Here is a 14,004-nt window from a genome sequence, read left to right as displayed (position 1 = left end):
TCTATTTATAATTGTATGTGTACTTTCGCATATTACATAGAGAAACTACAAGGTAATGAGGGTAGACAATGACAAAATTAATGATTTTAGTCTTTATGCTTATTAGTTTTTTTGTGCATCCCCAAAAGATGAAAGCAGAAGAAAACCTTACGTACTTTCCCGTAAGTGACACAGGAAAAGTATTAAAGTGGAAACGTGTAGAAAGCTTACTGCCAAAGGGGGAAAAATTTAAAGTGATCGATGTAGAAACTGGTTTTTACTTTTATGTGCAGCGAAGAGCAGGCTCACACCATGCAGATGTTCAGCCGCTTACACGCCAAGATACGAAAATAATGAAGCACTTATATAATGGGAAATGGAGCTGGAACCGAAGAGCTGTTCTCATTCCGTTTAAAGGTCAAATGCTTGCAGCTTCCATGAACGGAATGCCTCACGGAGCCGGTGCGCTTGACAATGGGTTCCCCGGTCATTTTTGCATTCATTTTGCAGGAAGTACGACTCACAAGTCTCAAAATGTGGATCCAGGTCATCAGTTAATGGTATTAAAAGCAGGAGGAAAGCTTGATGAATATGCATTAAAAGCTGAGCCGGCAGAAGTCGTAAATATGTTTTTAACAGGATTAAAGCAAGATGACGATGCCTTAATGCAGCCGGTTTTGCGCGTGAAGCAAGAGCATAAGCTATGGACAAAACTGCATAGTATCTCCACTATTTATTATAAAACGGACTTATTTCATGCAAAAAAGTATAGAACAAAAGAGAAAATCGCCGTAGATTGCCTTATTTATTACGAAGATAAAGGGGCTCAAAAGACCACGATGGTTTTTACTTTAAAAAGAAACCCGTTAACAAACGGGTGGGAAATTTCTTCACTTACATTGTAAGTACTGATTAATGCTTAAAAACACATCTGACAGAAAACAGATGTGTTTTTAAGCATTTGTTTAGCTCTTTAGTCCTTCGCAATGTTATAGTGTAAAAACGTGCTTACATACGATAGAAAAGAATAAAAAAGGGTATAAGTAATAATATTACTCTTTCTACAAAGAACTCTACAGCACGAAAGGAGAGGGTGTTTATTTTTTTATATTGGTTTAGCCGCTTAGTTGCTGCAGACCCTGGACGAAAAAGGCTCAAAACAGCTTCTAAAGCTACGATCAGCGTCATTACAGCGGTCGTTATTATGCTGATCGTATTAAAAGCAGCGGGAAGCTCACAAATTACCGCTGCTATTTTAGCAGGTGTAATCGGCCTGATGGGTATATTGGTCGTGAATGATGAAACAACAAAAGCAAAAAAAGTGACAACAGGCTTAGTAGCACTTTCCAGCGCCGTTTCTCTCGGAATTGGCTCGTTTTTATCACGATATGGACAAGCAGAAAATATTTTTCTTGTTCTGTTGGTGTTTTTGTCTTTTTATTTACAGAAATTTGGTATTCGCTATTTTTCCCTGTCGATGGTAGCATTTATGTCGTTTTATTTTGCTTCTATTTTACACGTCACATTTTCTCAGCTGCCGTGGCTGTTAGCTGGCGTTGTAGTAGGAGCCTGCTGTGCATTTATCTATAATTTTGTTATCTTTAAAGACCGGCCTGCCAACGTGCTGAGGTCTTCAATGAAATCATTTCATATTCAAGTGAATTTGGTGCTTGATTTAATTATTGAGTTAATTCAAAAGAAACAAATTGAACCGGCTCAAATCAAACAATATAACCGCAATATTAAAAAACTAGTAGAGTATGCCCGTGTAGCATCAGAAGAGCTTGGAAATACAGATCCCCACGACATATGGCCTGGCGTAACAGCTGAACAGATGCGCCTTTATGTATTTGATACAGTTATGCTGCTTCAGACATATTCCCCGGCGATTCGAAAGCTCAGTGAATTAAAAGCATTTAATCATTTTGACATTCAGCAGCTGCTGTTAAAGCTAGTGGAATCGATTCGCGAAGCAGAAGTATTAAATGAAAATCCTACTCATTCCTTAACGGATGCAGCTCAGCATCTGCAAGAGCTGCGCCAAAAATTAAGTGAACTCGAACCTCAAGATAAAAGGTATAAAGACTGGCTTTACTTAATCCGCCGTATCGAAACGATATCAAATCACGTGATTGATGAAGCCTATGAGCTGCAGCAAGCAATTGTGAAACAAGAAAAACAGCCTCAAAAAGAAGCGGAAGAAAAAGAAGGCGAAGAGGACAATGATGAAGAAAAAGGATTAAAACCATCTACGAAAAAGTCTATTCAAGCGGTCATCACTGCTGTTGCCACATTAATATTTGGCTCTTTTTTATCTCCATCGCATCAATATTGGGCGCTGTTAGCAGGCTATCTAGTGCTTCTTGGTACAGAAACGATAGGAAGTACGTTTGTAAAAGCCGTGCAGCGAAGCGTAGGAACGCTTTTAGGAGCAGCTGTTGGCTTTGTTGTCGCAAGCTTTGTCTCACCCGGGATACTTGAAATAACGCTGCTTTTTATCTGTGTGTTTATGGCTTTTTATTTCTTTCCTATTACGTATTCGTTTATGAGCTTTTGGATTACGATGATGCTCGCCTTTATGTATGACATGCTTCTTGGGGGGATTTCAGAGAGTTTATTACTAGCTCGCGTATTAGATACAGTTGTAGGAGTTGGAATTGGTTTAGCCGTATCTGCTCTTGTATTTCCTAAAAGAACAAGAGATAAAATAACCGACACCTCAGTAGAATACGTAGCGGCTTTAAAAGAATTTGTTCACACTTATTTGCATCGTTTTACGAAGCAGTATGCGTTTGCCAATTTAGCTGATAAAGGAATGGAATTAGAAAAAAAGCTAAAACAGCTTCATGTCGATTCAGATCCTATTATCAAAGGTTTCGTTGGCCGTTCACGTCTTCAGCAATTTTTGACCGTCTTTACCGCCATTAATTATTACGCCAAGCATTTGGTAGCTTCTTCTACTAGAAACGGGGCTTTTTATAAGGAAGCAGAATTTCATGGCGTAGTAAAGGAAGTGGAAGAGAAAGTAGCAAGCAACTTCACTCAGCTTGAAAAAGCGTTACGAGGAGAAAGAGGAACGTATGTATACACGCTTGAAGATGTAAGACAAAAGATTGAACAATCTTTAGATTATTTTGATACGTCCGTTCAATCAAGAAATTTACAGCATCTTCAGCTGCTGCATAACATTTATTACGTATGGAAAATCAATCAATCGGTTGTTCACTTAGCCAAAGAGCTAGGGGCAGAAGAAATAAGTAGTGAAGACTAAAAACCAGCGAATATTTCGCTGGTTTTTAGTCTGATGAATAAGGAGACGTATCTTTTCTAATCGTTCTCCACGTTGTTTTAAGACCGGCATAGCTGCCAATTGCAGCGTATCCATAAAAATATCCCATAAACAATCCGGCAATAATATGATGAGGATGACTGATAAATACTGAAAAAAGCACGCCAACAGCTAAAGCGATAGTCGGAACATATTGCTTTTTAGGATGGAAAAGCCATTTGATCAGCTGCGTCACGATTAATACGATAGGAACGCCAATGACTGCGTCCCAAAAATTTGTATGAATTGTAGGGAAATCCATATTCAAGCACCTCGTTAAATGTGTTAGATGTAAGGTTATCTATGCTGCTTACCTTAAAACACTTCAGTTAGTTATGAGGTGCTCCAGGTGAATAATAATAAGGTGGAATTTTAAGCCAGCCTTTTTGCTGCATCAGACTTTTCACTTTTGATCCTAATATGACCTTTTCAGTGTGGAATTTTAGCCACATCAATCCAATATCGGTTCTAATAGACTGTCCCATATTTGTGCTGCACATGACGATATTAGAGGCAACTTTTACAGATATTAAGTTAGCGATTTCAGAATCCGTTGCTTTTGCTCCTAATGGAATTGCTGTTAGGGTCGGATTTGGGCTTGGTAGCCGGTATTTCAGGAAGCAGGATTCCTTCTTTAACCATTAATTTCTTTAGGGTATCAATCTGAGATTCAGCCAGGTTTTTTGAGTCTTGAATAAGCTTAAGCAGTTCACTGTTGGTTGTTGTATTAAGACAGGTTTCTAAGGCAGGTACTTCTTCCGCTAAAGCAGTGAAATATAACCAACATCCCATAGCCTCACCAATATGTGGGGGAGGGGGCGAATCATCTGTAGAAGAGTTCTTTATATAATCAAGTAGTGTCTCAATGACGTTAATCATAACTTTTCACCCTTTATATAGTTTATCCATCTCCATTATTACCTTCAGCAGAAAAGGATAAACACAGCTAAGAAATGTTACATATAAAATTGATTATGATGAGTGGAAGAAAAAGCATCTCACGCAGCCATTTATAATGATGACAGTACATTTACTGTCACCACATCTAAAGGTATAAAAATTGCGGCAATGCGTACTAAATATGTTAGGGCTAGAACATGAAGTAAATAGAAAAAAATCTCCTTGCTCATTAAGGAGATTTTTTTATCAGATGTGTTATATCGTTTTTCTCCGATGCTCTCTCCATAAAGAAGTTAATTCCTCTGACCAATATTTATAATCAAATACCGTTATATTTTTGCTAGGCATAAAAACATTCAACAGCCAATTAACCCTTAATTTGTCTCTGACGCCTATCGTTTTATCGTTTTTACAGCAGCCTTCATCACAGGGTTTATCGTGTATCTTGTAAGGAATATTTTTAACGACTAATCCATTTTTCACGCGTTTTGTGTACTCAATTCCTATAATCAATATATCACTCCTCACAGTAGCTCTTATCTTCATAATCATATGTATGAATGACTCCTTTAATGAAAGGGTAAAAGGGAGGAAGACAAAAATAAAAAAGCCCTGCTGTAGGGCTTTTAGATTAAGCAACTTTTGATGCAACGACGATGACTTTACCGTGATCTAATTCTTCTTCATAGCGTTCAGCTTCCGGCTGTGATAATCCTAATGAACGCATCTTGGCACGAAGCTCGTCTCCTCGAGAACGAAATACATTCGCAATCGCATCAAAAACACCTTGTTCAGAAAGACCGATGTTGTTTGTATTTGTTGCAGCTGTTAAATCCTCGGAGCGATCTTGATGGTGTGCAAGTAAATAAACTTCGTCTTTTGTAAATCCTTCACGCAAAAATTGTTCAATTGTATCTTTTGCCTGTACGCCATTTTCAACTACTTTTACATTTACCATTTCAAAAAACCTCCTTGTATGATAGACAACTTTCTTGAATACGTTGAGTAATGAAGAGAAGCTTAAGTAACTTATCTCCTTGTTTTGTGTATACACGTTATTGGAAGAGATAAAACCTATTTCATGAAATTGAGTTAAAAAGCCTAATATAGAAGAACAAGGAAAAACGCTTTTATTTTTAAGGAGAATCTGGTGAAGGATAAGCGGGAAGAAGCTTTAGTTAGCCTTTTTCCTGCATCGTTTTTTTTTGACCTTTTAAGGTACAGTACAAACTGCAAAAAGCCTGGATCTTAAACAGCTAAGATCCAGGCTTTTTGCATACATGAGAAATTTAAGATGAAAGACGTTCTTTTTGTTTTTCATAAACAGAAGTAGACTCGTTCCATGTATATCGACCATCTTGTAATTGAATGGTTGCGCTGAATGGACAGTCTATTGACGTTTCTGCGTCATCTAAACTACTTTCAAGTAAACTTTTTTTAAATCGAAGCAAATCTTCTTTTGAAGCAACTCGAAAAACCATTTCTAACGTAAGATCATCGTCCATTGCATTGTGTAATTGACTAATACTTTTGCGGAATTCTTTATTATATTGGAGCATAATTTTAATATCTGCTACGCAAGCAACACCAAACACATCTTTCACAACAGACTCAACCGTTAACTGAGTTGTGGAAGCATATGTTGAAATATTACGCTGTGGATTTTCTAAATAATAAATCGTTTCTACAGGATGTCTCGTGATAAGCACCTCTTTCCTATTCTTAAGTATACAGGAAAAAAGAATGGAATGGGGAAAGATTTTTAGGAAAGGAGTCCTGACATACATAAAAAGACTGTTTGTAAACTGTTTGTAATAGGAAAGAGAGTTATAAATTGAGGGCTTTTCGCTTATCATTTTTGCTATAACCTTAAATCAACGAATTCTGTGCAACTTCTTTTAAGATTTGGTAAAATAAAACCCTACGTTTTAATTCCTTCCGATAGATCCCTCAACTACTATTTCTACTTATTTTAAAGGAGGACGCTATTTTGCAGTTTGAACAAGCTTTAACACATTTACAGTCCTATTTTGGCTATGATTCGTTTCGAAAAGGACAGGAAGAGTCGATTCGTTATGTTTTAGAAGGGCACAATACCGCTTGTATTATGCCAACAGGAGGAGGGAAATCACTTTGTTATCAAATTCCTTCATTATTATTAGAAGGTACAACACTGGTGATTTCTCCGTTGATTTCCTTGATGAAAGACCAAGTGGACACGCTGAATGCAGCTGGTATTCCGGCCACGTATATTAACAGCTCGCTGACTCACACGGAGGTACAGCAGCGCTTAGAAGAAGTCGCACTTGGCGAATATAAGTTGCTTTATGTAGCGCCGGAACGACTGGAGTCTCCGCAGTTTTTAGAGCAGCTTCAAATGCTTCCTATCCCGCTTGTAGCGGTAGATGAAGCGCACTGTATTTCACAGTGGGGTCATGATTTTAGACCGAGTTACTTACGCATCAACGAACTGATCAGCAAGCTGTCTAACGCTCCGATTGTGATGGGGCTGACGGCTACGGCGACGCCTCAAGTGCGTGAAGATATTTGTCGAGCTCTTCATATTAATGAAGAGTACACGGTGATGACGGGATTTGAACGTGAAAATTTATCGTTCGCTGTGGTAAAAGGCCAGGATCGAATCAGCTATATCGAGCAGTATATCCGTAAAAATGACCAAGAAGCAGGAATCATTTATGCCGCTACGCGTAAAGATGTTGAAGAGCTTCATGCTAGATTACAAAAGTCAGGAGTTAATGTATCAAAATACCATGCTGGTATGAATGGGAACAGCCGTGACGAAGAGCAGAACCGCTTTCTGCAAGATGATGTGCAGGTGATGGTGGCTACCTCTGCCTTCGGAATGGGGATTGACAAATCAAATATTCGCTTTGTTCTTCACTATCAGCTTCCGAAAAATATGGAAAGCTATTATCAAGAAGCAGGACGTGCTGGTCGTGACGGACTTCCAAGTGAGTGTATCGTCCTTTATTCTCCTCAAGATATTCGCGTGCAGCGCTTTTTGATTGAACAGTCAACGTCAAATCCTAAAAAGCAGATTCAAGATCTTGAAAAGCTGCAAAATATGGTGAACTACTGTCATACAGAAGGCTGCTTGCAAGCGTATATTCTTCATTATTTTGGAGAAAGTGAAGCGCATGAGTGCGGCCGCTGCAGCAACTGTACGGATGATCGTGTGGAAATAGACGTAACGGTCGATACGCAAAAAGTATTATCTTGTATGATTCGTATGGGCGAACGTTTCGGTAAAATGATGATTGCTCAAGTATTAACGGGTTCACGAAATAAAAAAGTAGTTGATTTTGGTTTTGACAAGCTGAAAACGTACGGCGTCATGAGCGACCGGTCGGCTAAAGAAGTGAGCGATTTTATTGAGTATTTGATTTCAGAGCAGTTTATTTTAGTAGGACAAGGATCATTTCCTACTTTATCAGTAGCAGCGAAAGGAAAAGGTGTGCTTCTCGGCACGGAAAAAGTGATGAGAAAAGAACAAATGGAAGTGAAGCAAATTGTCCAAGACGACGAGCTGTTTGCTCATTTGCGTTCCGTTCGAAAGCAGCTGGCAGACGAAGCGGGCGTGCCTCCTTTTGTTATTTTCTCAGACGATACTCTTCATGATATGTGCGCAAAACTTCCGGTAACTCTTGAACAGTTCGCCACTGTAAAAGGAGTCGGAGAACAAAAACAAGAGCGATACGGAGAACGATTCACGACTGAAATCAAACAGTTTTGTGAGAAACATCCAGATCGAAAGCGAGAAGTATCTTCCCCTGCTCCGAAAAAAGCAAGAGCTTCATCAAAAGAAGGCTCTCACTTAATGACGTATGAGCTATTTCAGCAAGGAAAATCGTTAGATGAAATTGCTGCAGAACGTGAATTGAGCCGCATTACCATTGAAAATCATTTGTTTAAATGCGCAGAAGAAGAAAAAGAAATTGACTGGTCACCTTTTCTTTCAGAGGAGGACGAACAGCTTATTTTAGAAGCTGCTTTCTCAGTAGGCGATGAAAAGTTAAAACCAATCAAAGAAGAATTACCTGAAAACATTACCTATTTTATGATTAAAGTAGCGCTGTTTAAACAAAAAATGAAGCAGCTGTCTTAAACAAAAAGCTCCTATTTAAGGAGCTTTTTTATGTTGAATAAGGGAGTTTACTGATAAAATAGAAGATATAAATATTTGAAAAATCAGATTAAATAAAAAGGAGTACTGCACTGAGATGATTGAACGAGAGCTTGAAGCTATTTTGCATGCTTCTAACGACAATATCGTTATCACTGATGAAAAAGGGTGTATTTTACGAGCGAGTCAAAACTGCCGTGATATATACGGGTATGACGTGCCAGAGTTGGTCGGACAAACAGTATACGAATTGCAAGACCGCGGGATATTTTCACCTTCCGTTACGATTGAAGTGTTAAAGAAAAAGAAAGAAGTACAGCTGATGCAAAAAACAGAAACGGGTAAAGTTGTAATGGCAACCGGTATTCCCGTGTATGATGAATATCAGTGTATGAAAAGAGTAATTAGCTTTTCACATGATTTAACAGAGCTTCAGCGCTTAAAAGAAGATTATCAGCAGCTCGAAGTGAAAATGAAAACATATCAGCTAGAAATGGAAGAGCTTCGGGAACAGCAGTCAAATGAGATGGTCATACGAAGTCAAGCGATGAAAAAGGTATGGTCAATTATTAATCGCGTGGCAGACAGCGATGCAACGGTTGTGTTGCTAGGTGAATCGGGTGTTGGTAAAACGGCTTTTGCGCGTGCTTTACATTATGGAAGTGAACGAAAAGAAGAGCCGTTTATTGAAATCAACTGCGGAGCCATTCCAGCTAGTTTGTTTGAATCTGAAATGTTTGGATACGAAGCAGGATCTTTTACAGGTGCAAGTACAAAAGGGAAAATAGGAAAGGTTGAATTAGCTCATAACGGCACGCTTTTTTTAGATGAAATAGGAGAGCTGCCTCTTGATATGCAAGTGAAGCTGTTAAAAGTGCTGCAAGAAAAAACAGTCACCAAAATTGGAAGTGAACGAGCCAAATACGTAAACTTCAGGCTGATTGTAGCAACAAATCAGCCGCTTGAGGAAATGGTCAAAAAAGGAACATTTCGCGAAGATTTATTTTATCGGTTACACGTTATTCCGATTACTATTCCTCCGCTTCGCGAGCGAAAAGAAGACATCGCGGCACTGCTTTATCATGTGTTACATAAACAAAATGAAAAATATAAAATGAAGAAATTTTTTCATGCAGAAGCATTAGATATATTGGTTGAACATCCGTGGCCCGGAAATGTGCGCGAGCTAGAAAATACAATTGAACGCCTTGTGTTAACAACGGATGAAAACAGCATCTCGCCTAAAGACCTGCCGTTTTATACAGAAAAGATCAAAAGTGATAAAGAAGAATGGGAGACTCTTGATACGTTAACCTCTCAGGGAATGACCCTTCAGCAAGCGCTTGCAGAAGTGGAGAAAAACTGGCTGATTCGTGCTTATCGACAGTGTCAAACAACGTATGAAATGGCAAATGCATTAGGAATTAGTCAGCCTACGGTTGTAAGACGTTTACGAAAGTACAATATTAAATAAAGAAAATTTAATTCAAAATGAATTAACTGATTCCGTACTGAATCAGTTTTTTTGTTTTGATTCTATTATGAATTAAAAATCGTCCATAATTGCACGAAATAAGACGATAAAAATTGGCATGCATTTTGCATTAATAAAAAGTATCTAAATAAAAAGCGTCAGTATCTAACATGTTGACACGGCGCTAATGAATGAAACCCATTAGGAGGAATAAATCATGCAAAAATATCAGCCGAAAAATTCATTTGAATCTCCGCGTTTTTGCGGACCTCGAACATTTATGAGACTTCCGTATGTAGAACAAGTAAATTCGGAAATGGATTTTATTGTCACGGGTATTCCGTTTGATTCAGGTCAATCTTTTCGAACAGGAGCACGTTTTGGACCGGAAGCTATTCGAGATTTCTCCATTTTGCTTCGCCCGTATAACCCAGAACAAAAGATTAATATTTTTGATTACATTTCAGGCGTTGACTACGGCGATTTGTCAGTTGTTCCGGGATATATTTTAGAAACATATAAAAAAATTGAAGAAGGGTTAACGCCGGTTGTGAATGAAGGAATTATTCCTATTTCACTAGGCGGTGATCATTCGATGACGCTCGGCGAACTTCGTGCCATCGCGAAAAAGCACGGGCCGGTAGCGCTTTTACAGTTTGATGCTCATTCTGATACGTGGGATAGTTATTTTGAACAAAAATACAATCACGGTACGGTATTTAGACGAGCAATTGAAGAAGGGTTAATAGACGTATCGCGATCGATTCAAATCGGTATGCGAGGCGGTCTGTACGGAATTGAAGATTTAGAAGATGCAAAGAACTTAGGTCTAGCTCTGTATACGACAAATGAATATAAAAAACTGGGCGTTGAAAGAATGCTAGATATTATTCATGAGCGTGTAGGAGAAGGACCCGTATTTTTATCGTTTGACATTGACTTTTTAGATCCAGTTTACGCGCCGGGAACAGGAACGCCTGAAGTATCGGGTGCAAGTATTGACGATGCGCTTCAATTCGTTCGTGGGTTAACAAATATTGATTTTGTCGGGTTTGATTTAGTAGAAGTACTGCCAGCTTATGACCATGGACAAATTACAGCAGCAGCGGCCGCTAATATTGTTTATGAATTTATCACGCTTATCGCGTTAAGAAAAAAAACAAAAGAAGAAGAAGCGCTGTTAATGAAAGCGCGCGACTGAATATAAAGAAGATGGTAAAAGTGGGAAGGTACTATTATCTTCCCACTTTTATATAAGAGTTCTCTATAGGGAGTGTTGGACTATGAACGGGCAAGTAAATGTAACAGTAGATAAAAAGCGAGCAAAACCATGTAAAAGAGAAATATTCAATCCAGCGACCAATAAGATCATAGCGGAAGTGTTTGATTCCTCGCTTCAACAAGTAGAGGAAGCGGTAGGTAAAGCGAAACAGGCTTTTGAACAGAGTGAATGGAAGAAAAATAAGTCACTGCGTGTAGAGGTGCTTACGAAACTAGCAAATTTATTAGAAAATGAAGCGAGTATATTCGCTGAAACAGAAACATTAAATACAGGCAAACCGATAAAAGAAGCGCAGTTAGATATTGAAGATACGATTAATTGTTTAAGATATTACGCAAATTTAATAGAAGAAAATCAGCCGTGGACAAAAGACATGTTCGACGATACAAACAGTAAAATCATTCAAGAACCTATTGGCGTATGCGCGCTAATCGTTCCTTGGAATTTCCCTTTGCTGCTTGGCATGTGGAAACTGGCTCCTGCATTAGCAGCTGGAAACACGGTGGTGTTTAAGCCGTCAGAATTAACGCCACTTTCTTTTTTAAAGTTAGCTTCATTATGTGAAAAAGCTGGTATACCAGAAGGCGTGTTTAATTTACTTACAGGAGACGGTGAAGTGGGAAGTGCACTGGTTGAACACAAAGACGTAGCCAAAGTCTCTTTTACAGGAGGATCAGAAACAGGCAAACGTATTTATCAGCAGTGCGCAAAAGAGATGAAAAGAGTTTCGCTTGAACTGGGAGGGAAATCTCCGCTTCTTATTTTTGAAGACAGTGAAATTGATATTGCAGTAGACTGGACAATGTTTGGCTCATTTTTTAACCAAGGACAAGTGTGTGTAGCTTCATCTCGTATACTCGTACATGAATCTATTTATAAGCCGTTTCTTTCTGCTCTTATGGAGGCTGTTGCTGCTATAAAAATTGGTAACCCCTTAAGAGAAGAAACGGAGATGGGTCCGGTTATTAGCACGGAGCATCTGAACAAAATACAGGATTTTATCAAGTTAGGTCAAGAAGAAGGCGCGAATTTATTAACAGGAGGAACGTTAATTGACTGCGAAGGTGGAAACTATATAAAGCCGGCTGTGCTCGTCGATGTGGAGCAGCATATGAAAGTCGTACAAGAAGAAATATTCGGTCCCGTCATTACCGTTCAATCTTTTTCAAGTGAAGAAGAAGCCATAGTACTTGCCAACGGCACGAGATTTGGTTTAGCTGCAGGAATTTTAACGAATGATTTAATGAAAGCAGAGCGAGTTGCTGAACATCTTCAAGCGGGAACGATTTGGATCAACGGCTACCATACGCCTCATATTGAAACGGCGTGGGGCGGTTTTAAAGAAAGCGGCATTGGGCGGGAGTTAGGTCCATCAGGATTAGCTGCTTTTACTGAAACAAAACATGTGAATACAAATTCCAAGCTAGCTCGAGCCAATTGGTATCAATAAAAGTGAAAGGTGGAAAAGGAATGACAACAAAAAGTGGTCTCGCCCATGATGATGTGCAGCCGATTGCAACGAATAAAAGAAGTATGGGCTTCTTCTCTACATTTTCCATGTGGATAGGAGCCAATGTGGTAGTAACGACCGTTTTTACCGGAATGCTGTTTGTACCCGATATGACCTTTTTAAAGGCATTATTTATTATTGTGCTTGGCTCTTTAGTTGGTGCCATACCGCTCGTGTTGATGGGGAATATCGGAACTCGAACCGGTCTTCCAACCATGGTTTTGATGAGACCAGCTTTTGGGCAAAGAGGAGCTATGCTTCCTGCTGCTGTTAATCTTATTACATTAATCGGCTGGGCCTGGATTCAAGCCTACATGGCAGGGCTAAGTTTAAATCATGCTGTTACCTTTTTGACAGGTTACAGCAATATCAATCTATTTACAATTCTTACTCAAGTGTTGGTAGTAGCTATTTCTATATACGGACATAAAGGCATTGAAGCAACGGAAAAATTAGTAGCTACGCTTATGGTCATTTTAGCAACCGTTGTGTTTAGCTATTTGTTTATCGAATTTGATGCAGCAAAATTAATTCAAATGAAAGCAAGCGAAAATCCTGGTATTACAGGAATGTTAGCTTTTGATATTGTAGTAGCTACAGCTTTTACGTGGATTCCCATTGTTTGCGATTATAACCGAAACTGTAAATCTGAAAAAACGGGCATTGCGGGAACTTATTTAGGGTATAACGTCGCAACTCTAATTGCGATGGGGTTAGGGGCAACGGTTTCTGGCTTTTCAATTCTCGGAAATATGACGCAAACGTATGACCCGGTAAATTTAATTGGTGCATATAGCCCGCTGTTAGGGTTAGTAGCTGCCATCGTAATTTTTTTATCGGTGCTGTCAACCAACGTAATGGTATTGTATAGCGCGACAATGTCTTATTTATCTATTTTTCCAAAGCAGAGGTTCTGGATACCGGCACTAACCATGGGAGTTGTCACAGTTCTAGGTTCTTTATTAAAAGAGTGGTTAATGACAAATTTTCAAAGCTTTTTGCTTATGATCGGCGTATTATTTATTCCTATTATTGCGATTGTTCTTGTTGATTATTATATCATTTGCCGAAAACACTATGACGTTTCAGCTATTTTAGAAAAAGAAAATAAACTATACTGGTATACAAAAGGCTTTAACCTTCGTGTGTATGTATCTTACATAGTGGGGGCTGTATTTGCCTACTATTTTACGTACGTTCACCCGCTAGCCACAGGCGCAACAATCTTAGCTTTTTTATTTACAGGTGTTTTGCATGTATTGTTAACCAAACTTTCGCAGCTCTCAATCCCCTACTCAAAGGGAATCGACAGAAATGCTTAATATAATTTTAAATAGACTGAATTATCAAAAATAATCAAAAAGCTCCTATTTAAAGGAGCTTTTTG

At 38.8% G+C, this 14,004-nt stretch carries 13 protein-coding genes; 7 read left to right on the top strand and 6 right to left on the bottom strand.

The window, feature by feature from the left end:
- Positions 1 to 68: 68 nt before the first annotated feature.
- Entirely contained in the window at positions 69 to 884 is an 816-nt protein-coding gene (locus ACFX4N_RS03250; protein WP_192100438.1) for a hypothetical protein, read from the top strand.
- A gap of 188 nt (positions 885 to 1,072) precedes the next feature.
- Positions 1,073 to 3,250: an FUSC family protein gene (locus tag ACFX4N_RS03245; RefSeq protein WP_192100437.1), complete on the top strand. Its 2,178-nt coding sequence runs from the start codon at positions 1,073 to 1,075 to the stop codon at positions 3,248 to 3,250.
- A gap of 25 nt (positions 3,251 to 3,275) precedes the next feature.
- On the opposite strand, the gene ACFX4N_RS03240 is transcribed toward ACFX4N_RS03245, so the two are convergent.
- The 6 genes from ACFX4N_RS03240 to ACFX4N_RS03215 form a co-directional block, all read right to left on the bottom strand.
- Positions 3,276 to 3,569, bottom strand: coding sequence for a hypothetical protein (locus tag ACFX4N_RS03240; RefSeq protein WP_013056952.1), 294 nt, complete (start codon positions 3,567 to 3,569; stop codon positions 3,276 to 3,278).
- A gap of 67 nt (positions 3,570 to 3,636) precedes the next feature.
- Positions 3,637 to 3,849, bottom strand: a complete 213-nt coding sequence (locus tag ACFX4N_RS03235; RefSeq protein ID WP_235567353.1) for a DUF3231 family protein — start codon at positions 3,847 to 3,849, stop codon at positions 3,637 to 3,639.
- Position 3,850: 1 nt separating this feature from the next.
- The gene (locus tag ACFX4N_RS03230; RefSeq protein ID WP_235567298.1) at positions 3,851 to 4,186 is read right to left on the bottom strand and encodes a hypothetical protein; all 336 of its coding nucleotides are present in this window, start codon (positions 4,184 to 4,186) and stop codon (positions 3,851 to 3,853) included.
- A gap of 276 nt (positions 4,187 to 4,462) precedes the next feature.
- The gene (locus ACFX4N_RS03225; RefSeq protein ID WP_029321637.1) at positions 4,463 to 4,720 is read right to left on the bottom strand and encodes a hypothetical protein; all 258 of its coding nucleotides are present in this window, start codon (positions 4,718 to 4,720) and stop codon (positions 4,463 to 4,465) included.
- Positions 4,721 to 4,838: 118 nt separating this feature from the next.
- Positions 4,839 to 5,165 (bottom strand): YflT domain-containing protein, encoded by a 327-nt coding sequence (locus ACFX4N_RS03220; protein WP_013056955.1) that lies wholly within the window; start codon positions 5,163 to 5,165, stop codon positions 4,839 to 4,841.
- A 331-nt stretch (positions 5,166 to 5,496) separates the two neighbouring features.
- Positions 5,497 to 5,916 (bottom strand): hypothetical protein, encoded by a 420-nt coding sequence (locus ACFX4N_RS03215; RefSeq protein ID WP_013056956.1) that lies wholly within the window; start codon positions 5,914 to 5,916, stop codon positions 5,497 to 5,499.
- Positions 5,917 to 6,197: 281 nt separating this feature from the next.
- On the opposite strand from ACFX4N_RS03215, the gene recQ reads away from it, so the two are divergent.
- From recQ to ACFX4N_RS03190, 5 genes are all read left to right on the top strand, one after another.
- A complete protein-coding gene (recQ, locus tag ACFX4N_RS03210) occupies positions 6,198 to 8,333 on the top strand; it encodes a DNA helicase RecQ (protein ID WP_013056957.1) in 2,136 nt (711 codons plus the stop codon).
- A gap of 115 nt (positions 8,334 to 8,448) precedes the next feature.
- The gene (locus ACFX4N_RS03205) at positions 8,449 to 9,825 is read left to right on the top strand and encodes a sigma-54 interaction domain-containing protein (protein ID WP_029321644.1); all 1,377 of its coding nucleotides are present in this window, start codon (positions 8,449 to 8,451) and stop codon (positions 9,823 to 9,825) included.
- 217 nt (positions 9,826 to 10,042) lie between these two features.
- Positions 10,043 to 11,026: an agmatinase gene (speB, locus tag ACFX4N_RS03200; RefSeq protein ID WP_192100436.1), complete on the top strand. Its 984-nt coding sequence runs from the start codon at positions 10,043 to 10,045 to the stop codon at positions 11,024 to 11,026.
- An 82-nt stretch (positions 11,027 to 11,108) separates the two neighbouring features.
- A complete protein-coding gene (locus ACFX4N_RS03195) occupies positions 11,109 to 12,557 on the top strand; it encodes an aldehyde dehydrogenase family protein (RefSeq protein WP_098314912.1) in 1,449 nt (482 codons plus the stop codon).
- A gap of 20 nt (positions 12,558 to 12,577) precedes the next feature.
- Positions 12,578 to 13,939, top strand: coding sequence for a purine-cytosine permease family protein (locus ACFX4N_RS03190; protein WP_057273139.1), 1,362 nt, complete (start codon positions 12,578 to 12,580; stop codon positions 13,937 to 13,939).
- Positions 13,940 to 14,004 lie beyond the last annotated feature (65 nt).

It is taken from the genome of Priestia sp. YIM B13551 (assembly GCF_042787905.1).
GTDB lineage: Bacteria > Bacillota > Bacilli > Bacillales > Bacillaceae_H > Priestia.
Note: the sequence above shows the minus strand (reverse complement) of the source record. Positions and strands in the feature narration are given on the sequence as shown.